Source organism: Pseudomonas sp. PDM17 (genome assembly GCF_014851985.1).
GTDB lineage: Bacteria > Pseudomonadota > Gammaproteobacteria > Pseudomonadales > Pseudomonadaceae > Pseudomonas.
Genome location: NZ_JACVAT010000003.1, coordinates 671,348 through 695,810, shown reverse-complemented (window position 1 = coordinate 695,810; position 24,463 = coordinate 671,348). Strand labels below are relative to the sequence as shown.

Here is a 24,463-nt window from a genome sequence, read left to right as displayed (position 1 = left end):
GACCCCCACGCCATGCTCAACACGCTGCGTAAGATCGTCCAGGAAGTGAACTCCGCCAAGGACCTCAAGGCGGCGCTGGGCATCATCGTGCTGCGGGTCAAGGAGGCCATGGGCAGCCAGGTGTGCTCGGTCTACCTGCTCGACCCGGAGAGCAACCGCTTCGTGCTGATGGCCACCGAGGGCCTGAACAAGCGCTCCATCGGCAAGGTCAGCATGGCGCCCAACGAGGGCCTGGTCGGCCTGGTCGGCACCCGCGAAGAGCCGCTGAACCTCGAGAACGCCTCCGAACACCCCCGTTACCGTTACTTCGCCGAGACCGGCGAGGAACGCTACGCCTCCTTCCTCGGCGCGCCGATCATCCACCACCGTCGGGTGATGGGTGTTCTGGTCGTGCAGCAGAAGGAAAAGCGCCAGTTCGACGAAGGCGAGGAAGCCTTCCTCGTCACCATGAGCGCGCAGCTCGCCGGCGTAATCGCCCATGCCGAGGCCACCGGCTCGATCCGCGGCCTGGGCAAGATGGGCAAGGGCATCAGCGAAGCCAAGTTCGTCGGCGTCCCCGGCGCCCCCGGCGTGGCCGTGGGCAAGGCCGTGGTGGTGCTGCCGCCGGCTGATCTGGAAGTCGTTCCGGACAAACCCATCGACGACGTCGAGGCCGAGGTCGAGCGCTTCAAGCAGGCGCTGGAGTCGGTCCGCGAGGACATGCGCAATCTCTCCAGCAAGCTGGCCACCCAGCTGCGCAAGGAAGAGCGGGCGCTGTTCGACGTCTACCTGATGATGCTCGACGACGCCTCCATCGGCCTCGAGGTCAAGCGCATCATCCGCACCGGCCAGTGGGCACAGGGCGCCCTGCGCCAGGTGGTCATGGAGCACGTGCAGCGCTTCGAGCTGATGGACGACGCCTACCTGCGTGAGCGTGCATCGGACGTGAAGGACATCGGCCGGCGCATCCTGGCGTACCTCCAGGAAGAGCGTAAGCAGTCGCTGACCTACCCCGACCAGACCATCATCGTCAGCGAGGAGCTGTCGCCGGCCATGCTCGGCGAAGTGCCCGAAGGCAAGCTGGTGGGCCTGATCTCGGTACTCGGCTCGGGCAACTCCCACGTCGCCATCCTCGCCCGCGCCATGGGCATCCCGACCGTCATGGGCGCGGTCGACCTGCCGTATTCCAAGGTCGACGGCATCGACCTGATCGTCGATGGCTACCACGGCGAGATCTACACCAACCCGTCGCCGCAGCTGGTCAAGCAGTACGGCGAAGTGGTCGCCGAAGAGAAGGAACTGAGCAAGGGCCTGGCCGCGCTGCGCGAGCTGCCCTGCGAGACGCTGGACGGCCATCGCATGCCGCTGTGGGTCAACACCGGCCTGCTGGCGGACGTCGCGCGCGCCCAGGAGCGCGGTGCCGAAGGGGTCGGCCTGTACCGCACCGAAGTGCCGTTCATGATCAACGACCGCTTCCCCAGCGAGAAGGAGCAGCTCGCCATCTACCGCGAGCAGCTCTCCGCCTTCCACCCGCTGCCGGTGACCATGCGCACCCTGGACATCGGCGGCGACAAGGCGCTGTCCTACTTCCCGATCAAGGAAGACAATCCCTTCCTCGGCTGGCGCGGCATCCGCGTCACCCTCGACCACCCGGAAATCTTCCTGGTGCAGACCCGCGCCATGCTCAAGGCCAGTGAAGGCCTGGACAACCTGCGCATCCTGCTGCCGATGATCTCCGGCACTCACGAGCTGGAAGAGGCGCTGCACCTGATCCACCGCGCCTGGGGCGAAGTGCGCGACGAAGGCGTCGACATCCCCATGCCGCCGATCGGCATGATGGTGGAGATCCCCGCCGCCGTGTACCAGACCCGCGAACTGGCGCGCCAGGTGGACTTCCTCTCAGTCGGCTCCAACGACCTGACCCAGTACCTGCTGGCCGTGGACCGCAACAACCCGCGTGTCGCCGACCTCTACGACTACCTGCACCCGGCGGTGCTGCAGGCGCTGAAGAAGGTGGTCGATGATTCCCACGCCGAAGGCAAGCCGGTGAGCATCTGCGGCGAGATGGCCGGCGATCCGGCGGCGGCCGTGCTGCTGATGGCCATGGGCTTCGACTCCCTGTCGATGAACGCCACGAACTTGCCCAAGGTTAAATGGCTGTTGCGCCAGATGACCCTGTCCCGGGCGCGGGAGCTGCTCAGTCAGCTGATGACCTTCGACAACCCGCAGGTTATCCACAGCTCGCTGCACCTGGCCCTGCGCAACCTGGGGCTGGGCCGTGTGATCAACCCGGCCGCGACCATCCAGGCCTGACGCGGCGACAGTTCTTTACGAAAGCTACCTGCGGAACCGTGCATGACCGCAGGGCAGATGAAGTAACAGGGCCGGATCACCGGCCAGGACGCAGCTTATGGAAGAGCTCGACCAGTCGCCTTGCACGGACACCGGCGCCAGCGCCCGCACCCTGCGCTATGCCCTGAGCATCGTCAGCGATGGCATCTGGGACTGGGACATCCGCAGCAACCATGTCACTCGCAGTCCGGGCTGGTACGCCATGCTCGGCCATGACCCCGACAGCCTCCCGGAAAGCGTCGCCACCTGGCACGAGATCATCCATCCCGAGGACTTCTCCCGCGTGATGTTCGCCTTCGATGCCTATGTGCAGGGGCGCAGCGGCGTCTACCGCGAGGAGTACCGCTGCCGCTGCCTGGACGGAAACTACCTGTGGGTCAGCGATCACGGGCGCTTCTTCGAGTTCGACGACGAGGGCAAGCCAACGCGGATGATCGGCGCGCACCGCAACATCCACGAGCGCAAGCTCGCAGAGCTGGAGCTGCAGGAGAAGAATCACGAGCTGCACCAGCTCAACCTGAGCCTGGAGTACCTGGTGCTGCAGCGCACCGAAGCCCTGCGCCAGGCCAATCAGGCGCTGGCCGAACAGGCCGCCGTTGCCCTGCGTCTCTCCGAGATCGACCCGCTGACGCAGATCGCCAACCGCCGGCGCTTCGAGCAGCAACTGCACGCCGAATGGCAGCGTCTGCAGCGCCATGGCCACGGCTGCTCGCTGATGATGTTCGACCTCGACCACTTCAAGCGCATCAACGACAGCCTTGGTCACCCGGCCGGCGACCGCGTGCTGGTGGCGGTGGCCGAAGTGGTGCGGCGGCGTCTGCGCGAGGAGGACTGCTTCGCCCGCTGGGGCGGCGAGGAGTTCATCGTGCTGCTGCCGGAAACCACCTGCGAAGCGGCGCGCGAACTGGCCGAGCGGCTGCGTATGAGCCTGCGCCGGGCCGATATCTCACTGCCGACCCAGCTCACCGCCAGCTTCTCGGTGACGGCGATGCAGCCCGGCGAGGACCTGTCGGTGATGCTGCGTCGCCTGGACGAAGGGCTCTACCGCGCCAAGGCCCAGCGCGACTGCATCGTCACCTGCTAGAGAGCCAGGGCCACTTCACCCAGACGAGCTCCGCTAGGGCCGAAGCTGTGCTCCAGCAGCTCGCGGCGGCCGTCCGCGTGGACGATCAGCGCGGTGCTGGCGCGGGTGCCGTAGGTCGGGCTGGCGATGAACACGCTGGAGAGCAGGCGCTCCGTGGCCAGGCCGACGCCGGTATCCGGCAGCTCGGCTTCGCTGGGCTGGCGGTTGTCGGCCAGCAGCGCCACCAGTGAGCTGGTGTCTGGCCTCTGCAGCGCGGCCTCCAGCCCGTTGCGGGCATTCAGCAGCTTGGGCCAGGGCGTGTCCAGCGCGGCGTTGGAGAGCCCGTGTACACCCGACGCCACCGCCACCGGCGGGCCGACGCGGGGGTTGAAATAGCAGAGCTGCGCACTGTCGCCCACCAGCAGGTTGAAGCCGCTGTAATCCGTGGCGCGGCGGGCGACCTGCTGCAGGTACTCCAGCGGTGCCTGCCGGCCCTGCAGGAAGGCCGCCACCAGCTCGCCGCGGGAGCGCGGGCCCAGCGGCTGGCCAGGGTCGCGCACGTTGGTCAGGGCGGCGAAGCGGCCGTCGGGCGCCACGCCCAGCCAGGTACCGCCGGCCTCCAGGTCGCGGCCGGCATAGACGCCGGGGTATTCCTCCCAGGCCGCCAGCGGCAGGGTCGGGCGGGCGTAGAACTCATCGCGGTTAGCCGCGACGATCAGGGGGGTGGCGTGGCCGGGACGCCAGGCGAAGACGATCAGGCACATGGGTCGAACTCCGTGGTGTTCCGGCAGTCTATCAACATCCGCCGATGTCCCGGAGTGGCTGGAGCGCCCGGGAGCCTTCGGCTACCATGCCCGCTTTGTTGCCCGAGGTTGCCCATGGAGTTCGTGCTCTACCTGGTGCTTGGCGCCTGCGCTGGCGTGCTCGCCGGCCTGTTCGGCGTTGGCGGCGGGTTGATCATCGTCCCGGCCCTGGTCTTCAGCTTCGGCGCCCACGGCTTCTCGCCCGACGTGCTGACCCAGATGGCGGTCGGTACTTCGCTGGCGACCATCGTCTTCACCTCGATCAATTCGATCATCGAGCACCATCGGCGTGGCGCGGTGCGCTGGCAGGTGTTCGGCTGGATGACCGTCGGCATCCTGGTCGGCAGTGCGCTGGGGGCGATCACCGCATCGAAGATCCAGGGCCCGGTGCTGCAGAAGATCATCGGCACCTTCGCCATCCTGGTGTCGATCCAGATGGCGCTGGGCCTGCAGCCCAAGGGCGCGCGCAACCTGCCGGGGCGCTTCGGCCTGGGCGTGGCCGGCGGCGTGGTGGGCTGGGCTTCCGCCATTTTCGGCATCGGCGGCGGCTCGCTGACCGTGCCTTTCCTGACCTGGCGTGGCGTCTCCATGCAACAGGCGGTTGCGACTTCCTCGGCGTGCGGCCTGCCGATCGCCATCGCCGGCGCGATATCCTTCATCGCTGTCGGCTGGCACAACGACAAGCTGCCGGAAATGAGCCTGGGCTTCGTCTACCTGCCGGCGCTGGTGGGCATTGCCGTCACCAGCATGTTCTTCGCCCGCATCGGGGCACGGCTGGCCCATCGCCTGCCACCCCTGGTGCTCAAGCGTTTATTCGCCCTGCTGCTGTTCAGCGTGGGCTTGAGTTTCCTGATCTGAGTTCCTGCTAGGAGAAGCGGATGCTGCCTTATCCACAGATCGACCCGGTTGCTGTAGCGCTCGGGCCGCTGAAAATCCACTGGTACGGCCTGATGTACCTGATCGGCATCGGCGGCGCCTGGCTGCTGGCGTCGCGCAAACTGAAGGATTTCGACCCGACCTGGACCAAGGAGAAACTCTCCGACCTGGTGTTCTGGGTGGCGTGCGGCGTGGTTCTGGGCGGTCGCCTGGGCTACGTGCTGTTCTACAACCTGGACGAATACATTGCCAACCCGACGCTGATCTTCGAGGTGTGGAAGGGCGGCATGTCGTTCCACGGCGGGCTGATCGGCGTGATGCTGGCCACCTGGTGGTTCGGCAAACGCAACAACAAGAGCTTCTTCCAGCTGATGGACCTGATCGCGCCGCTGGTGCCGATCGGCCTGGGCGCCGGACGTATCGGCAACTTCATCAATGGCGAGCTGTGGGGCAAGGTGACCGACGTGCCGTGGGCGATGATTTTCCCCACCGGCGGCCCGGAGCCGCGCCACCCGTCGCAGCTGTACCAGTTCGCGCTGGAAGGCGTGGCGCTGTTCGTCGTGCTCTGGCTGTTCACCCGCAAGCCGCGCCCGACCGCCTCGGTATCCGGCCTGTTCGTGCTGTGCTACGGCATCTTCCGCTTCATCGTCGAGTTCGTCCGTGTGCCGGATGCCCAGCTGGGCTACCTGGCGTGGGGCTGGCTGACCATGGGGCAGGTGCTGTGCGTGCCGATGGTCCTGGGCGGCATTGCGCTGATGGTCTGGGCATACCGCCGCGCCCCGGCGCAACCGGCCGCGAGCTGAGTTTCGCCTGAATGAAAAAGCCCGCCGATTGGCGGGCTTTTTCGTTGAGGTCAGCTTAGGGTGCTGTTCCCGCTATGTAGGATGGTGTGGAGCGAGGCGATACCCATCAATGTGCTTACCGGCTCTGCCGATAGCGATCACAAGCTCCACCCATCCTACATTCGTGCTCGCGAACCGAGCTCCGCAGCGGGGGCGGGATCGCGAGCAATAACGATGGCGTCCCCCGCGCACCTACAGGATGGGTTCGACGAGGAGTAACACGCCGTCCTGTCCGGTCACGCGCACCTGCGCGCCGACGGGCAGGTCCGGCCCGCTGACCAGCCAGACGCTGTCGCCCACGCGGATCTTGCCGCGCCCGCCGACGATGGCGTCATGCAGGGCGAACTGCCGGCCGACCAACTCGCTGCCGCGACGGTTGAGGCTGGAGGGTGCCGCCTGGCGCTTGTTGAGTCGCTGGTGGTTCCACCAGTACAGCGCGGTGAGGATCGCCAGCACGCCGAAGGCCAGGCACTGCCAGACCCAGTCCAGCCCCGGCAGCAGGAACGACAGCACGCCGGTCAGCGCCGCGGCGATACCGATCCACAGCAGGTAGCCGCCGGCACCGAAGATTTCCAGGATCAGCAGGACGATGCCCAGGCCCAGCCAGTCCCAGAAACCGAGGTTCTGGAGAAAGGCGGCCATCAGCTACGGCCCTTGGTTTCGCCGAAGGTGGCCTTGACGATTTCGCCGATGCCGCCGACCGCGCCGATCACCTGGCTGGCTTCCAGCGGCATCAGCACGATCTTGCTGTTGTTGGAGCTGGCCAGCTGGCCAAGGGCGTCGACGTACTTCTGTGCGACGAAGTAGTTGATCGCCTGCACGTTGCCGCTGGCGATGGCCTCGGAAACCACCTGGGTCGCCTTGGCTTCAGCCTCGGCCTGGCGCTCGCGCGCTTCGGACTCGAGGAAGGCCGACTGGCGCAGGCCCTCGGCTTCGAGGATCTGTGCCTGCTTCTTGCCCTCGGCGGTGAGGATTTCCGCAGCGCGGCGACCTTCGGCTTCGAGGATCTGCGCGCGCTTGAGGCGTTCGGCCTTCATCTGGCTGGCCATCGCTTCCACCAGGTCGGCTGGCGGGCTGATGTCCTTGATCTCGATGCGGGTGACCTTCAGGCCCCAGGGGGCGGTGGCCTCGTCGACGGTGCGCAGCAGACGTTCGTTGATCGCGTCGCGCTGGCTGAGCATGTGGTCCAGTTCCATGGAACCGAGCACGGTGCGGATGTTGGTCATCACCAGGTTGCGCACGGCGTTTTCCAGCCCGCTGACTTCATAGGCCGCCTGCGCCGCGTCGACCACCTGGAAGAAGCACACGGCGTCGATCTGCACGATGGCGTTGTCGGCGCTGATGGCCTCCTGCGGCGGCACGTCGAGTACGCGCTCCATCATGTTGATCTTCTGGCCGACGCGGTCCACCACCGGAATGATGATGCTCAGGCCCGGCTTCAGGGTGACGGTGTAGCGGCCGAAGCGCTCGATGGTCCATTCGAAGCCCTGGGGCACGACCTTGAACCCCATGAGGACGATGACGATGGCGAGGATGACGAACAGCAGGGCAACACTGCCGATTTCCATGCGAGGGACTCCTTGTCTGCTTGGGTAATGGGTGTGTGAGTCGAGTGTAACCGGCACGCCCGGCAGGCATGCAGGAAAGTCCGGCAGGCGAGCGCGGGGGTTTCCTCGGGCGCCCGGCCTGAGCCTTACTTCTGCTCGCTTTGCGGGGTGACCCGCATGACTTCCTCGATGGTCGTCAGTCCGGCGGCCACCTTCTGCGCGCCGGACAGCCGCAGGCTGCGCATGCCTTCCTTGAAGGCCTGGCGGCGCAGCGGAATGAGGTCGGTGTCGGCGGTGATCAGTTCCTTCAGCGACTCGCTCAGCAGCATGATCTCGTACACGCCGGCACGTCCGCGGTAGCCGGTGTCGCGGCACTCCAGGCAGCCGACCGCCTGGTGCGCGCTGGCAGGCAGGGGGGCGTTCCATGGGCGGGTGACTTCCTGCCAGTCCTCCTCCTGCAGCTCCATCGGCGCCTTGCAGTGCGGGCACAGGGTGCGCACCAGGCGCTGGGCCATGACGCCGAGCACGGTGGCGCGGATCAGGTAGTAGGGCACGCCCAGTTCCAGCAGGCGGGTGATGGCAGTGGGCGAGTCGTTGGTGTGCAGGGTGGAAAGCACCAGGTGGCCGGTGAGCGCCGCCTGGATCGCCATCTCGGCGGTCTCCAGGTCGCGGATCTCGCCGACCATGATGATGTCCGGGTCCTGACGCAGCAGGGCGCGGACGCCGCTGGCGAAAGTCAGGTCGATGTTGTGCTGCACCTGCATCTGGTTGAACGAGGGTTCGATCATCTCGATCGGGTCCTCGATGGTGCAGAGGTTCACCTCGTCGGTCGCCAGTTGCTTGAGCGTGGTGTAGAGCGTGGTGGTCTTGCCCGAGCCGGTGGGGCCGGTGACCAGGATGATACCGTTGGGCTGGCTGGTCATGCTCTCCCAGCGACGCAGGTCGTCGGGAGAGAAGCCGAGCTGGTCGAAGCTCTTGAGCAGCACCTCGGGGTCGAAGATCCGCATCACCATCTTCTCGCCGAAGGCGGTGGGCAGGGTCGACAGGCGCAGTTCCACCTCGGCGCCGTCGGGGGTCTTGGTCTTCACCCGACCGTCCTGCGGCTTGCGCTTCTCGGCGACGTTCATCCGGCCGAGGGACTTCAGGCGGCTGACCACCGCCATGCTGACCTGCGGCGGGAACTGATAGACGTTGTGCAGCACGCCATCGATGCGGAAGCGCACAGTGCCCTGCTCGCGGCGCGGCTCGATGTGGATATCGCTGGCGCGCTGCTGGAAGGCGTACTGAAACAGCCAGTCGACGATGGTGACGATGTGCGCGTCGTTGGCATCGGGCTCCTGGTCGGCCGCGCCCAGGTTGAGCAGCTGTTCGAAGTTGCCGACGCCGCTGATCTTCTGGTCCTGCGAGCTGGCGCCGGTCACCGATTTGGCGAGGCGGTAGAACTCCACCGTGAAGCGCTGGATATCCACCGGGTTGGCGACCACGCGCTTGATCGGGCGCTTGAGCACGTGGGTGAGGTTGCTCTCCCAGGCGTGCACGAACGGTTGCGCGCTGGCGATGGTGACTTCATCCGGTGCCACCGCGACCGCGAGGATCTGGTGGCGCTGGGCGAAGGCGTAGGACATCAGTGGAGTGATCGCGGCGACGTCGATCTTCAGCGGGTCGATGCGCAGGTAGGGCTGCCCGGAAAAGTCCGCCAGCCACCTCACCAGGTTGTCCAGGTCCAGCTTGTGCCCCGGCCGCTGGCGGTCCGCGACCTGCTGCGCGGCGAGGAATTCCAGCGGGTGCTGCTGGTTCTTCACGGCGCTGCGGCGGATCGCCAGGCACTGTTCGGCGTCATCCTGGGCGACGCGGCCCTGGGTGACCAGCTCGCGCAGGATGTCGCCCAGGTCGAGCGGACGGTCCTGGGCGGATGGGGCAAAGACGGACATGCGGACTCCCTACTTCCAGTGGCGGGTCACAGGCCCGCGGCATTGCCGGGCCAGCTTATTTCAAAAGCGCCTTCCACGGCTTGAGGGTCAGCACAGTATGGGCCTGGGCCGCCAGGGCATCCAGGCGCCCCTCGGCGTCGGGAGTGACGAGCAGCTCCTGAAGCTTGGCCAGTTCGCCATACAGGCGGTCGGTTTCCGGCAGCTCCAGCACGCCGCGCGCCAGGCGCAGCCAGACCAGCATGCGTTGCAGGCGCGGCAGTTGGTCGGCGAGCACTTCGGGCAATTGCTGGGCACGTTGCAGCGGCATGGCCTGGGCCTCCTCGGCCAGGGTGCGCTGCAGCCACTTGCCGACGGCGGAGCCGCCCAGGCGGTTGGCGCGCTCGTTGCGCTCAAGGGTCCAGGCCTTGCCCAGCAGCCAGCGCGAGGTGCTCAGGGAGAACTGACCCCAGCGCAGGTTGTCCAGTTCCTCGCGGAAGGCCGCCGGCATCTGCTGGCGCACGGCGTCGTCGTGGCGACCCTGTTCGATGCGCGGCTGCCAGTCGGCAATCAGCGCGTCGAGGGCGGCGCGCAGCTCTCGGGTGGTGGCGCGCGGTACGGCCTGGCCGAGACTGCCGAGCAGGGCGCGCAGGTCCACCAGTTGCTGCAGCCAGCTGTCCAGCAGGCTCCAGTGGCCGTTGAAGCGGTATTGCTCGGCCAGGCGCTGGCTGCTCCCCAGCAGCGACCAGGACAGCGCGGCGAAGGCGCCATCCAGCGGGGTTTCATGCAGCAGCTTCTGGGTGTCGGGCTGGATGCTGTAGCTCGCCGGGTCGAACAGGCGGTAGCCGCGCTCGGCCTTGCTGATGTCGCAAGGCATCAGCGCCAGGTCCGCGGCCAGTTCGATGGCCAGGTCCAGCAGCGCCTCGGGCTCGCCCTGGCGCAGTTCCAGTTCCAGCTCGCAGATTTCCTCTTCCTGCTTGCCGGCGATGACCTTGCCCAGGTCCAGCGCAGCCTCGATCACCACCTTCGCCTTGCCCCGGCCCCAGGCGATCTCGGCGCGCTGGCGGGTGAAGTCGGTGCTGAAGATCGGTTTCAGGGACTTCTTGTCCAGATCCGCCAGCGCGGCCGGCCAGCACTGGTCGTCAAGTTTCTTCAGGTCGAGCTTGTTCTTCTCCAGGTACCAGTCCCATTCGTTGCGCTCGGACAAGCCGGCCACGCTCTGGCCACGGGTCTTCAGGGTCTGGATGAACTGCTCGCCATCCTTGCGCATGCGCAGCGCCACGCGGGCACGGGCCAGGTCGCGGCCGGGGGTGTCGTAATACTGGTTGAACAGCTCGCGGGGCTCCCAGCCGGATTTGTTGCGCTTTTTCAGCGCGGGATGCTCGCGCAGGGCTTCGAGGGTCTCGCGGCTGGCGCGCAATTTGATTTCGGTTTCTTTCTGCATGGCGGGGGTCCGGGTCAGAGCGGACGCGCCCGGATTCCCGGCCTCTTGTAGCAAGGACGGAACGACGGGCGCGAAAAAGACTTCAAAGTCATGCAGTTTACAGGACTTCGGCGTTCCTGCCGGGCGCCGCGAGGTTTTACCGCACCGCCGCATGGTCCATAGTGGAGTCCATCGTCTGGAGAAAGCCATGCCGTTGCCGCCGCTGAAACAACGCTTCGCCGAGCTGATAGCGATCCCCTCGGTCAGCTGCACCCAGCCCGCACTGGACCAGTCCAACCGCCCGGTGGTCGAGTTGCTGGGCAACTGGCTGGTGGACCTGGGCTTTGCCTGCGAGCTGCAGCCGGTGTCGCCGGGCAAGTTCAACCTGGTTGCGACCCTGGGCAGCGGCCCCGGCGGCCTGGTGCTGGCCGGGCACACCGATACCGTGCCCTACGACGAGGCCCTGTGGAAAAGCGACCCGCTGGGCCTGGACGAACGCGACGGGCGCTGGTTCGGCCTGGGCTCCTGCGACATGAAGGGCTTCTTCGCCCTGGCCATCGAAGCGCTGCTGCCATTGCTCGGTCAGCCGTTCAAACAGCCGTTGATCATCCTCGCCACCTGCGACGAGGAAAGCTCCATGGCCGGCGCCCGCGCTTTGGCTGAGGCGGGGCGCCCGCTGGGCCGCGCGGCGGTGATCGGCGAGCCGACCAACCTGAAGCCGATCCGCCTGCACAAGGGCGTGATGATGGAGCGCATCGACATCCTCGGGCAGAGCGGCCACTCCTCCGACCCGAGCCTGGGGCGCAGTGCGCTGGAGGCGATGCAGGCGGTGATGGGCGAATTGCAGGGCCTGCGCAGCCAGTGGCAGCAGGCGTTCAACAACCCACAGTTCAGCGTGCCGCAGCCGACCCTCAACCTCGGCTGCATCCACGGCGGCGACAACCCCAATCGCATCTGCGGCCAGTGCGCGCTGGAATTCGACCTGCGACCGCTACCCGGGATGCAGCCCGAAACCCTGCGCCAGGCCATTCGCGAGCGGCTCAAGCCGGTCGCCGAACGGCATGCCGTGAAGATCGATTACGCCCCGCTGTTCCCCGCCGTGCCGCCCTTCGAGGAACCGGCGCAGAGTGAGTTGGTGCGGCTGGCCGAAAGTCTGACCGGGCACACGGCACAAGCGGTAGCCTTTGGCACCGAAGCACCGTATCTTCAGCAGCTCGGCTGCCAGACCCTGGTATTGGGCCCCGGCGACATCGCCTGCGCCCACCAGCCGGACGAGCACCTCGAGCTCGACCGCATCGAGCCATGCGTGGAACTGCTGCGCGGACTGATCCGGCATTACTGCTTATAGGGATCGTCCGCGAGACTGTTGATGAAGAGTTGCCTGTAGAGCGCCCCGACAACGGGCCCCACCTACCCAAGAGGAGAAACCTGTCGATGTACATGCGACGACGATAACCGCGCCGCCCTGGCCGAACTCCGGCCGCATCCGACAGATTTCCGCCCACTCGAACGACAGGCTTTTCAAGCAATGCACGACTACGTCAACTGGCTGCGCCACGCCTCTCCCTATATCAACTCGCACCGGGACTGCACCTTTGTGGTGATGCTCCCCGGCGAGGGCGTCGAAGACCCCAATTTCGGCAATATCGTCCACGACCTGGTGCTGCTGCACAGCCTCGGCGTGCGCCTGGTGCTGGTGCACGGCTCGCGCCCGCAGATCGAGGCGCGCCTGGCTTCCCACGGGCTGGCGCCGCGCTTCCACCGTGGCCTGCGGGTCACCGACGCGCCGACTCTGGACTGTGTGATCGACGCCGTCGGCAGCCTGCGCATCTCCATCGAAGCGCGCCTGTCCATGGACATGGCCGCCTCGCCGATGCAGGGCTCGCGCCTGCGCGTGACCGCCGGCAACTTCGTCACCGCGCGGCCGATCGGCGTGGTCGACGGCATCGACTACCACCACACCGGCGAGGTCCGTCGGATCGACCGCAAGGGCATCAACCGCCAGCTCGACGAGCGCAGCATCGTGCTGCTCTCGCCGCTGGGCTATTCGCCCACCGGTGAAATCTTCAACCTCGCCTGCGAGGACGTGGCCATGCGCGCGGCCATCGACCTGGGCGCAGACAAGCTGATCCTCTATGGCGCCGAGCGCGGCCTGATGGACGACGCCGGCAAGCTGGTGCGAGAGCTGCGCCCGCAGCAGGTCCCGGCGCACCTGGAGCGCCTCGGTGCGAGCTACCAGGGCGAACTGCTGGATGCTGCTGCCCAGGCCTGTCGCGCGGGCGTGCGCCGCAGCCATATCGTCAGCTACACCGAGGACGGCTCACTGCTCAGCGAACTGTTCACCCGCACCGGCAACGGCACCCTGGTCGCCCAGGAGCAGTTCGAGCAACTGCGCGAGGCGGGCATCGAGGACGTTGGCGGACTGCTGGAACTGATTCGCCCGCTGGAAGAGCAAGGCATCCTGGTGCGCCGTTCCCGCGAGGTGCTGGAGCGTGAAATCGAGCAGTTCAGCATTGTCGAACGCGAAGGGCTGATCATCGCCTGCGCGGCGCTCTATCCCATCGCCGACTCGGATTCGGGCGAGCTGGCCTGTCTGGCGGTGAACCCGGAGTACCGCCACGGCGGACGCGGCGACGACCTGCTGGAGCGCATCGAGCAGCGCGCGCGCAATCTTGGTCTGAAGACCCTCTACGTCCTCACCACGCGGACTGCCCATTGGTTCCGCGAGCGCGGCTTCCAGCCCAGCAGCGTGGAGCGCCTACCGGCGGCGCGGGCATCGCTGTACAACTACCAGCGCAATTCGCAGGTGTTCGAGAAGACTCTGTAGACCACGTTCAGCTCGGTGGCGCCAGCGCGGTCAGGCGCTGCATACGCAAGCCGAAGTCGGGGGTGGAAAGCGGCGGGCGCGATGAGCTGTTGCTTATCCGTATGCGCAGCTCAAGCGCGTTTGAGCCTCGCCTGGCGCATGGCGCCGGGGCGTTGGAGGGAACCAGGGTTTGCATGCGAAGGCCGAAGTCGGGCAGGTCTAGTGGTGGTCGGGCACTGCGGTTCTGGATGCGCACACTCAGCAGGGGTGGAAAGTGGTCCCAGACGAAAGGGATGTCGGGCAGCACCTGCCGGCGACGCAGCTGTTCGCAGGCATCGATCCAGCCCGCCTCCCAACTGGCCGCCAGGATTTCATCTGATGGCGGAGAGAATGGCTGCCCGGCGATGCCCATTTTGAGACCATCGGAGTACGCCACATCCAGATCGTCCAGAGACCAGTCGTTCGTAGGGGGCATGGGAGCTCTCTCCGGGATGAGTCGGTGCCACGGACGGCGCGGTGATTTCCGGCGACGCCAGGGCGGGAGGTGATTCTCCTCCCGGAGTGAGCGAGCTGCGGAGAAGATTTATATGAAAGGTCTGTCAGTGGATTCCCTGGGTCTCAGACGCTGATCAAGCCGAGGATGCTTGCCTGGTAGGCGGCGACGAAGGTGTCGAAATCGCCCTCGGGCTGTTTTTCCAGCTCCGCCTGTTCGGCCAGGGATTGACTGGCCATGCCTTCGAAGCGGGCCTGCTCTTGCGTCGACAGGGGTTCGCTGCCCAGTGTTTCGGCGTGCTGGCGGCTGTAGCGCAGGGCGAAGGCCTCGAAGCTTTCGCCGCGTTCGCGCATCTCCGCCAGGACCTTGGCCGATGGCGTCTGGTCGGCATCGGCGACCTTGGCGCGCTGCTCGGCCAGGCTCTGCGCGTGCAGACTGCTGCCGTTGGCGCGGTCGAGCAGGTCGATGATCGGCGCGATGGCGTCGAGCAGGCCGTTAGCCCAATCCTTCATTTCGACCTGCTGGCCGCCGCGCTCCAGCTTCAGGCCCGGGCGCCGGCCTTCCTTGACTACCTTGAGGAAGTTGCTGGTGGCCGAGCCGCACTCGCAGCCGCCCAGCGGCGGGCTGTCGGAGAGCGCGCAGTAGAGCAGGAAGGCGTCGAGGAAGCGGGCTTCGGTGACGTCGATGCCCAGCGGCAGGAAGGGGTTGATGTCCAGGCAACGTGCCTCGACGTACTGCACGCCACGGGCCATCAGCGCCTGGATCGGGCGCTCGCCGGTGTAGGTGACGCGTTTCGGGCGGATGCTCGAGTAGTACTCGTTCTCGATCTGCAGGATGTTGGTGTTGAGCTGCACCCATTCGCCATCGACCTTGGTGCCGACCTTCTCGTACGGCGCGTACGGCGTGCTGACGGCGCGGCGCAGGCTGTCGATGTAGCTGTCCAGATCGTTGTAGCAGGGCGTCAGGCCGGCCTGGGCGTTGTTCTGGTAGCCCAGGTCGCTCATGCGCAGGCTGGTGGCGTAGGGCAAGTAGAGGGTGTGCTCGTCGAAGGCTTCCAGGCCGTGCGGACGGCCGCGCAGGAAGCCGGCGTCCAGGGCGGGCGATGCGCCGAACAGGTACATCAGCAGCCAGCTGTAACGGCGGAAGTTACGGATCATCGCGATGTAGCGGTGCGACTGGAAGTCCCGTGCGCTCTTCTCGCTGCCTTCTTCCTCACGCAGCAACTCCCAGATGCCTTCGGGCAGGGAGAAGTTGTAGTGGATGCCGGCGATGCACTGCATGGTCTTGCCATAGCGCAGGGCCAGGCCCTTGCGGTAGACGTACTTCAGGCGGCCGATGTGCGAGCTGCCATAGCGGGCGATCGGGATGGTCTCTTCATCCGGCAGCTCGCAGGGCATGGACGGGCTCCACAGGTATTCGCCGTCGAGTTTGCCGCTGGCGAAGCGATGGATGTCACCCAGCTCGTCCAGGGTCTTCTCGACGCTGGTGGACGTCGGGGTGATGAACTCCAGCAGCGACTCGGAGTAGTCGGTGGTGATCTGCGGGTTGGTCAGCGCCGAGCCCAGCGCACGCGGGTGCGGGGTCAGGGCGAGCTTGCCGCGTTCATCGACGCGCAGGCATTCGCGCTCGATACCGTGCAGGCACTGGGTGAGCAGGGACAGGTTGGCGGCATCGCCAAGCAGGGCCAGGCGGCGGGAGAGTTGGTCGCTCAAGTTGGAAGTCCTTCACACGGCAATCGCCCCACTATGGGGGTGGACTGGGCGGTCTACAAGGGGAGAACACAACCGGCGTGGTCGCCTGGCTTGGGGAGACGCCGCGCCGGCGCCCGCTTTTCGCGGGCTCCGGACTACAGCATAGGTCAGTTGCGCCGAGGCTATTTACAGCTGGGCGAAGGTGCCTTGTCCCTTGGCGACCAGCTTGTCGCCCTGGTGGATGTCGGCCTCGACCACCAGCGAACGACGCCCGGCGTGCAGGACTTTCGCCACACAGCGCACTTCGCCTTCGGCGACCGCGCGGATGTAGTTGATCTTGCATTCCAGGGTGACGCTCTGCCGGTCGAAACCATGGGCGCTGGAGCAGGCCAGGCCCATGGTCATGTCCATCAGCGTGAAGAGCGCGCCGCCGTGCATGACATTGCCGCGGTTGCGCAGGTGCTCGGCCATCGGCAGCAGCACCTCGGCTTCGCCGTCAGCGACACGAATCGGCTGCACGCCGATGGTTTCGCTGAAGCGGCTGATCATCAGCTCGCGGGCGGGCATCTCGCTCATGGGGCTTCCTTACTTCTTCTTCAGTTGCTTGGCGTTGGCGAACAGCGAGGCCATGGCGTTGTTCGCCGGGGCCTGCTCCTGCTGGCGCGGGGCCGCGCTGCGATCGCCACGCGGTGCACCGTTGCCGGGCCGGCCGCCGCCGCGCGGGCCATCGACCTTCTCGCCAGGGGTGTCGCTCATGCGCATGGACAGGCCGACGCGATTGCGCGGGATGTCCACTTCCATGACCTTCACCTTGACGATGTCACCGGCCTTGACCACTTCGTACGGGTCCTTGACGAACTTCTCCGACAGCGCGGAGATGTGCACCAGGCCGTCCTGGTGGACGCCGATGTCGACGAAGGCGCCGAAGTTGGTGACGTTGGTCACCACGCCTTCGAGCACCATGCCGGGCGTCAGGTCCTTGAGGCTCTCGACGCCTTCCTGGAACTCGGCGGTCTTGAACTCCGGGCGCGGGTCGCGGCCGGGCTTGTCGAGTTCCTTGAGGATGTCGGTGACGGTAGGCAGGCCGAACTGCTCGTCGGTGAACTTCTTCGGGTCCAGGCGCTTGAGGAAGCCCGAGTCGCCGACCAGCGAGCGTACGTCGCGGCCAGTGTCGGCGGCGATGCGCTGGACCAGCGGGTAGGTTTCCGGGTGCACCGCGGAGGCGTCCAGCGGGTTGTCGCCGTTCATCACGCGGAGGAAGCCGGCGGCCTGCTCGAAAGTCTTGTCGCCCAGGCGGCTGACTTTGCGCAGGTCGTCGCGGGTGCGGAACGCGCCGTTGGCGTCACGGTGCGCGACGATGTTCTGCGCCAGGGTGCTGTTGAGGCCGGAGATGCGCGCCAGCAGCGCGGCGGAGGCGGTGTTCACGTCCACGCCCACGGCGTTCACGCAGTCTTCCACGACCGCGTCCAGGCTGCGCGCGAGCTGCAGCTGGGACACGTCGTGCTGGTACTGGCCGACGCCGATGGATTTGGGCTCGATCTTCACCAGCTCGGCCAGCGGGTCCTGCAGGCGGCGGGCGATGGACACGGCGCCGCGCAGCGATACGTCCAGCTCGGGGAGTTCCCTGGCGGCCAGTTCCGACGCCGAGTACACCGAAGCGCCGGCCTCGCTGACCATGATCTTGGTGCACTTGAGCGCCGGGTATTTCTTGATCAGCTCGGCGGCCAGCTTGTCGGTCTCGCGGCTGGCGGTGCCGTTGCCGATGGCGATCAGTTCCACCTGGTGCTTGGCGCACAGCGCGGCGAGCACGGCGATGGTCTGGTCCCACTGGTTCTTCGGCACGTGCGGGTAGACGGTGGCGGTGTCCAGCAGCTTGCCGGTGGCATCGACTACGGCGACCTTCACACCGGTGCGCAGGCCCGGGTCCAGGCCCAGGGTGGCGCGCGGGCCTGCCGGTGCGGCCAGCAGCAGGTCGTGCAGGTTGCGCGCGAAGACGTTGATCGCCTCGGCGTCGGCGCCGTCGCGCAGCTCGCCCAGCAGGTCGGTTTCCAGGTGGGTGTAGAGCTTGACCTTCCAGGTCCAGCGCACCACTTCGGACAGCCACTTGTCAGCGGCGCGGCCCTGGTTGGAGACGCCGAAACGCTCGCCGATCATGATTTCGCAAGGGTGCGAGGTGCCCGGCAGCTCTTCGCCGACCTTCAGCGCAACGCTGAGGATGCCTTCGTTGCGCCCACGGAAGATCGCCAGGGCGCGGTGCGACGGAGTGCTTTTGAGCGGCTCGTCGTGCTCGAAGTAGTCGCTGAACTTGGCGCCTTCGGTTTCCTTCCCCGGCACCATGCGCGCAGTGAGGGTGGCATTGTCCTTGAGGAAGCCGCGCAGGCGGTCCAGCAGGGTGGCGTCCTCGGCGAAGCGTTCCATGAGGATGTACTTGGCGCCTTCGAGCACGGCACGGGTGTCGGCGAAGCCTTTTTCGGCATCGACGAAGCGCGCGGCTTCGGTTTCCGGCGTCAGGCTCGGGTCGTTGAACAGCGCGTCGGCCAGTTCGCCCAGGCCGGCTTCCAGGGCGATCTGGCCCTTGGTGCGGCGCTTCTGCTTATAGGGCAGGTAGAGGTCTTCGAGGCGGGTCTTGGTGTCGGCGAGCTTGATCTCGCGGGCCAGTTCCGGGGTCAGCTTGCCCTGTTCCTCGATGCTGGCGAGGATCGCGCCACGGCGGTCTTCCAGTTCGCGCAGGTAACGCAGGCGCTCTTCGAGCATGCGCAGCTGGGTATCGTCCAGGCTGCCGGTGACTTCTTTGCGGTAACGGGCGATGAAGGGGACGGTGGAGCCCTCATCGAGCAGGGCGACGGCAGCGGCGACTTGCTGCGGTTGAACGCGGCCGGAGGGCAGTGCGGAAAGCTCTTCGGCGATACGGGTGTTGATGCTGTCCATGAATCCACCTGACAAGACAATCGAAAACGGGGCGCATGATCTGCTGCGCTAGCTCGCAGGATCATCGAAAGGCCCATAACAGAGCGCCAATGCCGGGCTTCCCGGTCATTCGACAGGCTCTGTGACAACGCCCCGCCGCAAAAGCGCCGCATTATACCCACGACAATTTCACCGGGTGGGCGACTGGTCGGGGAAAAATCTGCTAACAATGGACAGGCCGTCATGCGCGGCGGCTGGGCGATAATGCCCGTCGAATCAGATTCTGGGAGTTTCCATGACCAACGCTGCCACCCTGCCGGAAGGCGAAAAGATCCTCGTGGTCGATGACGACGCGCGCCTGCGCCGTCTGCTGGAACGCTTCCTCGATGAGCAGGGTTACCGTGTCCGCGCCGTCGAAAACACCGAGCAGATGGACCGCCTGCTGGCCCGCGAGCTGTTCCAGTTGGTGGTACTGGACCTGATGATGCCCGGCGAGGATGGCCTCTCCGCGTGCAAGCGACTGCGCGAGTCGAACAACCAGATCCCGATCATCATGCTCACCGCCAAGGGCGACGAGTCCAGCCGTATCTCCGGCCTTGAGCAGGGCGCCGACGACTACCTGGCCAAGCCCTTCAACCCGCGCGAGCTGCTGGCGCGGATCAAGGCCGTGCTGCGCCGCCAGGCGCCGCTGGTGCCGGGCGCGCCGGCGGGCGAGGACGAGATCGTCACCTTCGGCGACTACGAGCTGCACCTGGCCACCCGCGAGCTGAAGAAAGGCGAGGAAGTGCACATGCTCACCACCGGTGAGTTCGCCGTGCTCAAGGCCCTGGTCCAGCACGCGCGCGAACCGCTGACCCGCGACAAGCTGATGAACCTGGCTCGCGGCCGCGAGTGGGATGCCCTGGAGCGCTCCATCGATGTGCAGATTTCCCGTTTGCGCCGGCTGATCGAGCCCGATCCGTCGAAGCCGCGCTACATCCAGACCGTCTGGGGCGTGGGTTACGTATTCGTGCCGGACGGCGCCGCCCGCAAGTGATTGACCCCGCCGGGGCGAAGCCCTTCGCCCCGGCCGTTCGTGTTCCTCTGGTAACGCCCTCTTGAAGACACCCCTCTGGTTCCCGCAAAGCTTCTTCGCCCGCACCCTCTGGCTGGTGCTCATCGTCGTGCTGTTCTCCAAGGCGCTGACCCTGGTCTACCTGCTGATGAACGAAGACATGCTGGTCGACCGCCAGTACAGCCATGGCGCGGCGCTGACCGTGCGCGCCTACTGGGCGGCGGACGAGAAGTCGCGCGAGGCCATCGCCCAGTCCGCCGGGTTGAAGTGGGCGCCCCACGAACAGGGGCAGCCGGAGGAAGTGCACTGGCCGTACACGGAAATCTTCCAGCGGCAGATGCGCATGGAGCTGGGCATCGATACCGAGACCCGCCTGCGTATTCACCATCCATCGATGCTCTGGGTCCGCGCACCAACCCTGGGTGACGGCTGGATCGGCGTACCACTCTACCCGCACCCGCTGCGCGGCCAGCAGATCTGGAGCGTGCTGGGCTGGTTCCTCGGCATCGGCCTGCTGTCCACCGCTGCCGCCTGGATCTTCGTGCGCCTGCTCAGCCAGCCTTTGAAGCGCCTGGTCTTCGCCTCCCGCGAGTTCGGCAAGGGGCGCAGCGTGCGCCTGCCGCTGGGGCCGGAAACGCCCAGCGAGATGGCCGAGGTGTACCGCGCGTTCAACCAGATGGCCGACGACGTCGAGCAGGCCGGTCGCGAGCGCGAGCTCATGCTGGCGGGGGTTTCCCACGACCTGCGCACGCCGCTGACGCGCCTGCGCCTGTCACTGGAACTGATGCCCGACAGCGACCGCGAGATGGTCGAGGACATGGTCCGCGACATCGAGGACATGGACGCCATCCTCGACCAGTTCCTCGCCTTCATCCGCGATGGCCGCGACGAGTCGGTGGAAGAGGGCGACCTCGCCGATCTGATCCGCGAGGTGGCCGACGCCTTCAACCAGAGCGGCAACCGCGTGCGCCTGTGCCTGGAGACGCTGCCGCTGTTCCGCTTCCGCCGGGTGTCGATCAAGCGCCTGCTCGGCAACCTGATCGAGAACGGCCTGAACCACGGCGGCGGCAAGGTCGAAGTGGCGGCCCACGTGGCCGGTGGTGGCGGCGCGCCCTATGTGGTGCTCAGCGTGCTGGACCGCGGTGCGGGCGTCGATCCGCAGGAGCTGGAGAACATCTTCAATCCCTTCTTCCGCGGCGACAAAGCACGCGGCGGCAAGGGCACCGGCCTCGGGCTGGCCATCGTCAAGCGCATCGCCGAACAGCACGGCGGCAGCATCGAGCTGCGCAACCGCGAGGGCGGTGGCGTGGAAGCGCGCGTCTGCCTGCCGTTGGGGTTGCTGCTGCCGCGCGACGCGCACTAAGAGCCTGCTTACGATCTGCTGCGCGTCGGCATAACTGCGTTGAGGCCAGCCGAGAAGTGCTCATTGACTACAGTCAACTCCGCTTTCTCAGCTGCCCTCGCCTTGTTCTGCTCTAGCTCGCGAGATCGTAAACAGACTCTAATCCCAGCGCAGGGATTTGCCTTCGAGAACCGCCCGGCGCCCATAGGGCCAGGCGCGGTTGTGCGCGCCGTGGCCGCTGGGCAGGCCGTGGTAGAGCGGCACGCCCAGTTGCGCGGCGTACTCGGCAAAGATTTCTTCCAGGCTGTGGGCCACGCCCTTGCGGGGGCAATCGGTGAAGGTGCCGAGGCAGATCGCGCCCAGGCGTGCGCCGTCCAGGCTGTTCAGTAGCTGCCAGAGGCTGCGCTCGAGGCGGTAGTAGGGCTCGCCAACGTCCTCGAGGATCAGGATCGCGCCGTCCGGCACATACAGCGCACCTGCTGTGCCAGCCATGCAGGCCAGCGCGGTGAGGTTGCCGCCGATCAGTTCACCTTCCACAGCCGCCTTCGGCCCCGCCAGATGCTGCACCGCCAGCTTGCCGGGGCCGCCGGCCAGAACGTGGCTGACCGAGGCCAGCGAAGCCAGGCGTTCACGTTGCTCGCTGGGTGCGCTCAGCGGCTGCAGACCGAGGCCGGTGGCGACCATGCCATGGATCGCCGGCAGGCCCTGGCGGTGGAAGGCGCTGAGCAGGATGGAGATGTCCGAGAAGCCGATCAGCGGGCGCGGCGAGGCGGCCTTGAGGCGCTGCCAGTCCAGCTGCGGGATGAGTTGTCCACAGCCGTAGCCACCACGCAGGCACCAGACGGCGCTGACGTCTTCCCGCTCGAAGGCGGCGTGGAAGTCTTCCAGGCGTTGCTCCGGCGTGCCGGCCAGGTAGCGGTAGCGGGCGTCGGCGTGCTCGCCCAGGTGGTAGTCGATGCCTTGTACTTCCAACTGGCGCAGGGTGGCTTCGAGTACCTCTTCGGCAATCGCCGAGGCCGGCGCGACCAGCGCGACGCGGCCTTCGATGGGCGACCAGGTGAGTTCGGCGTGGGGGCGGGGAGCGGGCATGAGTACATCCGACAACGGTGGAAAGGACCTGTAGGAGCGAGCTTGCTCGTGAAGGGTTCAATGGGGCAACGATGGACAGCGTGCTTTCTGCTGGTATGGGTGCCGCGATTGCCCTCACCCCAGCCCTCTCCCGGTGGGAGAGGGAGCCGTCCGTGCCGGCTGATGATGCGATTTCAGCCTGTACCGATCAGTCCCCTCTCCCTTTGGGAGAGGGTTAGGGTGAGGGGGAGCCCCGCGCGATGCTTAAGGGGGACTCATGAGAGTTTGTTCCTGAGACCCCTGTGGCGACTACGTGCTTCTCCGTGACCGCTGCCAAGCCACCCGTGGCCTGGCGTTCGCCGGTGCAACGCATGCGTCGCGAAAAAAGCCCTGGCTCACCCCTTGCCTTTGGTCCGCGCCAGATGCGGCCCGCCATTCTTCTCCAGGTACTCGATGATCACCCCGGCGATGTCCTTGCCGGTGGTGGTCTCGATGCCTTCCAGGCCCGGCGAGGAATTCACCTCCATCACCAGCGGGCCATGGTTGGAGCGCAGGATGTCGACGCCGGCGACGTGCAGGCCCATCACCTTGGCGGCGCGGATGGCGGTCATGCGCTCCTCCGGGGTGATCTTGATCAGGCTGGCGCTGCCGCCACGGTGCAGGTTGGAGCGGAACTCGCCGGCCGCGGCCTGGCGCTTCATCGAGGCGATCACCTTGTCGCCGACCACGAAGCAGCGGATGTCGGCGCCGCCGGCTTCCTTGATGTACTCCTGCACCATGATGTTGTGCTTGAGCCCCATGAAGGCCTCCAGCACGGATTCGGCGGCCTTCTCCGTCTCGCAGAGGACCACGCCGATGCCCTGGGTGCCTTCCAGCAGCTTGATCACCAGCGGCGCGCCACCGACCATTTCGATCAGGTCCGGCACGTCATCGGGGGAGTGGGCGAAACCGGTCACCGGCAGGCCGATGCCCTTGCGCGACAGCAGCTGCAGCGAACGCAGCTTGTCGCGGGAACGGGCGATGGCCACCGACTCGTTGAGCGGGAAGACCCCCATCATCTCGAACTGGCGCAGCACGGCGCAGCCATAGAAGGTCACCGAGGCGCCGATGCGCGGGATCACCGCGTCGAAACCTTCCAGCGGCTTGCCGCGGTAGTGGATCTGCGGCTTGTGGCTGGCGATGTTCATGTAGGCGCGGAGGGTGTCGATCACCACCATCTCGTGGCCGCGTTGCTGCCCGGCCTCTACCAGCCGACGGGTGGAATACAGGCGCGGATTGCGCGACAGCACAGCAATTTTCATTGATCACCTGGAAGGGTGGCGGGAACCATGATGAGGGGTTTGTCTTGCACGTAGGTGAGGCCCGGGTTGACCACCAGCTGGCCCTGTACGAGAGCCTTGGAGCCTAGCAGCACGCGGTAGCGCATGGTCTTGCGGCAGGCCAGGGTGAATTCCACCGACCAGGCGCGGTCGCCCAGCGCCAGCAGGGTACGGATCACGTAGCGGGTCTGGGCCTGGCCGTTGGAGCTCTTGATGGTCTTCATCGTCACCACCGGCGCCTCGCAGCGATGGCGGCGCTGCACCTGGGTGCCCAAGTGGGCGACGAAGCGCACCCAGCTCTGCCCGTCGCGCTCGAAAGGCACGATGTCGCTGGCATGCAGGCTGGAGGTGCTGGCGCCGGTGTCGATCTTCGCGCGCAGGCCGACCATGCCCAGTTCGGGCAGGGCGATCCATTCGCGCAGACCAATTACCGACAGCTGGTCGAAAGTCTTCAAGGCTGGTGTCCCCGGCGTTTGCCGGCATTCTAGTCAGGCCGCTTGTGCCCCGCCAGCGGGGCGCGGGGTACACTCTCAGACCCGCATGACGAGGTTGTGAAGTGAGCGAAAAAGACGACGACAAGGTCCGCCTGGACAAGTGGCTGTGGGCGGCGCGCTTCTACAAGACCCGCTCCCTGGCCAAGGAAGCCATCGACGGTGGCAAGGTGCATTGCCGGGGTGAGCGCTGCAAGCCGGGCAAGGAGCCGAAGGTCGGCGAGGAGTACGTGATCCGCACCGGCTTCGACGAGCGCACCGTGGTGGTGAAAGCGTTGTCCATGGTGCGCCGTGGCGCGCCCGAGGCACAGTTGCTCTATGAAGAGACCGCGGACAGCGTGAAACGCCGCGAGGACGCTTCGGCCATGCGCAAGGCCGGCGCGCTGGGCGTGCAGACCGACGGGCGGCCGACCAAGAAGCAGCGACGCCAGTTGTTCAGCTTCCGCGATCAGGAATGATCGACCGGCGAGGGCGACGGGCGCCTCGCCGGGAGCAGGTAG

21 protein-coding genes are annotated in these 24,463 nt (G+C 66.5%); 9 read left to right on the top strand and 12 right to left on the bottom strand.

The window, feature by feature from the left end:
* The first annotated feature begins 12 nt into the window (after positions 1-12).
* Positions 13-2,292 carry a phosphoenolpyruvate--protein phosphotransferase gene (gene ptsP, locus IB256_RS13325; RefSeq protein WP_081515272.1) on the top strand — a complete coding sequence of 760 codons (2,280 nt, stop codon included), beginning with the start codon at positions 13-15 and terminating at the stop codon, positions 2,290-2,292.
* A 97-nt stretch (positions 2,293-2,389) separates the two neighbouring features.
* Positions 2,390-3,415, top strand: a complete 1,026-nt coding sequence (locus tag IB256_RS13320; RefSeq protein ID WP_192293437.1) for a sensor domain-containing diguanylate cyclase — start codon at positions 2,390-2,392, stop codon at positions 3,413-3,415.
* Here the strand turns inward: IB256_RS13320 and IB256_RS13315 are convergent.
* Positions 3,412-4,158 carry an NRDE family protein gene (locus tag IB256_RS13315; protein ID WP_192402876.1) on the bottom strand — a complete coding sequence of 249 codons (747 nt, stop codon included), beginning with the start codon at positions 4,156-4,158 and terminating at the stop codon, positions 3,412-3,414. The two genes, IB256_RS13320 and IB256_RS13315, sit on opposite strands and share 4 nt — an antisense overlap.
* 114 nt (positions 4,159-4,272) lie before the next feature.
* On the opposite strand from IB256_RS13315, the gene IB256_RS13310 reads away from it, so the two are divergent.
* A complete protein-coding gene (locus IB256_RS13310; RefSeq protein ID WP_192293421.1) occupies positions 4,273-5,055 on the top strand; it encodes a sulfite exporter TauE/SafE family protein in 783 nt (260 codons plus the stop codon).
* Between the two features lie 20 nt (positions 5,056-5,075).
* On the top strand, positions 5,076-5,876 hold the full coding sequence (gene lgt / locus IB256_RS13305) for a prolipoprotein diacylglyceryl transferase (protein ID WP_045215607.1): 801 nt from the start codon (positions 5,076-5,078) through the stop codon (positions 5,874-5,876).
* Positions 5,877-6,107: 231 nt separating this feature from the next.
* On the opposite strand, the gene IB256_RS13300 is transcribed toward lgt, so the two are convergent.
* From IB256_RS13300 to IB256_RS13285, 4 genes are all read right to left on the bottom strand, one after another.
* A complete protein-coding gene (locus tag IB256_RS13300) occupies positions 6,108-6,557 on the bottom strand; it encodes an NfeD family protein (RefSeq protein ID WP_192293419.1) in 450 nt (149 codons plus the stop codon).
* Positions 6,557-7,483: an SPFH domain-containing protein gene (locus IB256_RS13295; protein ID WP_081515277.1), complete on the bottom strand. Its 927-nt coding sequence runs from the start codon at positions 7,481-7,483 to the stop codon at positions 6,557-6,559. Before IB256_RS13295 ends, IB256_RS13300 begins: the two co-directional genes overlap by 1 nt.
* Positions 7,484-7,608: 125 nt before the next feature.
* Positions 7,609-9,393 carry a GspE/PulE family protein gene (locus IB256_RS13290; RefSeq protein WP_192293417.1) on the bottom strand — a complete coding sequence of 595 codons (1,785 nt, stop codon included), beginning with the start codon at positions 9,391-9,393 and terminating at the stop codon, positions 7,609-7,611.
* Positions 9,394-9,448: 55 nt separating this feature from the next.
* On the bottom strand, positions 9,449-10,813 hold the full coding sequence (locus IB256_RS13285) for an inorganic triphosphatase (protein ID WP_192293415.1): 1,365 nt from the start codon (positions 10,811-10,813) through the stop codon (positions 9,449-9,451).
* Positions 10,814-11,000: 187 nt separating this feature from the next.
* On the opposite strand from IB256_RS13285, the gene argE reads away from it, so the two are divergent.
* Both argE and argA read left to right on the top strand, forming a co-directional pair.
* Positions 11,001-12,140, top strand: coding sequence for an acetylornithine deacetylase (gene argE, locus IB256_RS13280; RefSeq protein ID WP_192402874.1), 1,140 nt, complete (start codon positions 11,001-11,003; stop codon positions 12,138-12,140).
* Positions 12,141-12,320: 180 nt separating this feature from the next.
* Complete coding sequence (gene argA / locus IB256_RS13275; RefSeq protein WP_081515281.1) at positions 12,321-13,619, top strand: amino-acid N-acetyltransferase; 1,299 nt, start codon at positions 12,321-12,323, stop codon at positions 13,617-13,619.
* A gap of 7 nt (positions 13,620-13,626) precedes the next feature.
* Here the strand turns inward: argA and IB256_RS13270 are convergent, their stop codons facing one another.
* From IB256_RS13270 to IB256_RS13255, 4 genes are all read right to left on the bottom strand, one after another.
* Positions 13,627-14,073, bottom strand: a complete 447-nt coding sequence (locus IB256_RS13270) for a hypothetical protein (protein WP_192402871.1) — start codon at positions 14,071-14,073, stop codon at positions 13,627-13,629.
* A 143-nt stretch (positions 14,074-14,216) separates the two neighbouring features.
* On the bottom strand, positions 14,217-15,803 hold the full coding sequence (gshA, locus tag IB256_RS13265) for a glutamate--cysteine ligase (RefSeq protein WP_192293409.1): 1,587 nt from the start codon (positions 15,801-15,803) through the stop codon (positions 14,217-14,219).
* A gap of 165 nt (positions 15,804-15,968) precedes the next feature.
* The gene (locus IB256_RS13260; protein WP_405307451.1) at positions 15,969-16,331 is read right to left on the bottom strand and encodes a PaaI family thioesterase; all 363 of its coding nucleotides are present in this window, start codon (positions 16,329-16,331) and stop codon (positions 15,969-15,971) included.
* A gap of 36 nt (positions 16,332-16,367) precedes the next feature.
* Complete coding sequence (locus IB256_RS13255; RefSeq protein ID WP_192402869.1) at positions 16,368-18,710, bottom strand: Tex family protein; 2,343 nt, start codon at positions 18,708-18,710, stop codon at positions 16,368-16,370.
* A 274-nt stretch (positions 18,711-18,984) separates the two neighbouring features.
* Here IB256_RS13255 and ompR point away from each other — a divergent pair, with 274 nt between their 5' ends.
* Positions 18,985-19,725 carry a two-component system response regulator OmpR gene (gene ompR, locus IB256_RS13250; RefSeq protein WP_192293405.1) on the top strand — a complete coding sequence of 247 codons (741 nt, stop codon included), beginning with the start codon at positions 18,985-18,987 and terminating at the stop codon, positions 19,723-19,725.
* A gap of 61 nt (positions 19,726-19,786) precedes the next feature.
* Positions 19,787-21,106: an ATP-binding protein gene (locus IB256_RS13245; protein ID WP_081515287.1), complete on the top strand. Its 1,320-nt coding sequence runs from the start codon at positions 19,787-19,789 to the stop codon at positions 21,104-21,106.
* Between the two features lie 138 nt (positions 21,107-21,244).
* Here IB256_RS13245 and IB256_RS13240 read toward each other — a convergent pair whose 3' ends face one another.
* The 3 genes from IB256_RS13240 to IB256_RS13230 form a co-directional block, all read right to left on the bottom strand.
* Complete coding sequence (locus IB256_RS13240) at positions 21,245-22,174, bottom strand: S66 peptidase family protein (protein ID WP_192293396.1); 930 nt, start codon at positions 22,172-22,174, stop codon at positions 21,245-21,247.
* Positions 22,175-22,548: 374 nt separating this feature from the next.
* A complete protein-coding gene (gene rimK / locus IB256_RS13235) occupies positions 22,549-23,454 on the bottom strand; it encodes a 30S ribosomal protein S6--L-glutamate ligase (RefSeq protein WP_038803545.1) in 906 nt (301 codons plus the stop codon).
* Positions 23,451-23,894: an ATP-dependent zinc protease gene (locus IB256_RS13230; protein ID WP_263864846.1), complete on the bottom strand. Its 444-nt coding sequence runs from the start codon at positions 23,892-23,894 to the stop codon at positions 23,451-23,453. Before IB256_RS13230 ends, rimK begins: the two co-directional genes overlap by 4 nt.
* A gap of 134 nt (positions 23,895-24,028) precedes the next feature.
* On the opposite strand from IB256_RS13230, the gene IB256_RS13225 reads away from it, so the two are divergent.
* Positions 24,029-24,421: an RNA-binding S4 domain-containing protein gene (locus tag IB256_RS13225; protein WP_045215645.1), complete on the top strand. Its 393-nt coding sequence runs from the start codon at positions 24,029-24,031 to the stop codon at positions 24,419-24,421.
* Positions 24,422-24,463 lie beyond the last annotated feature (42 nt).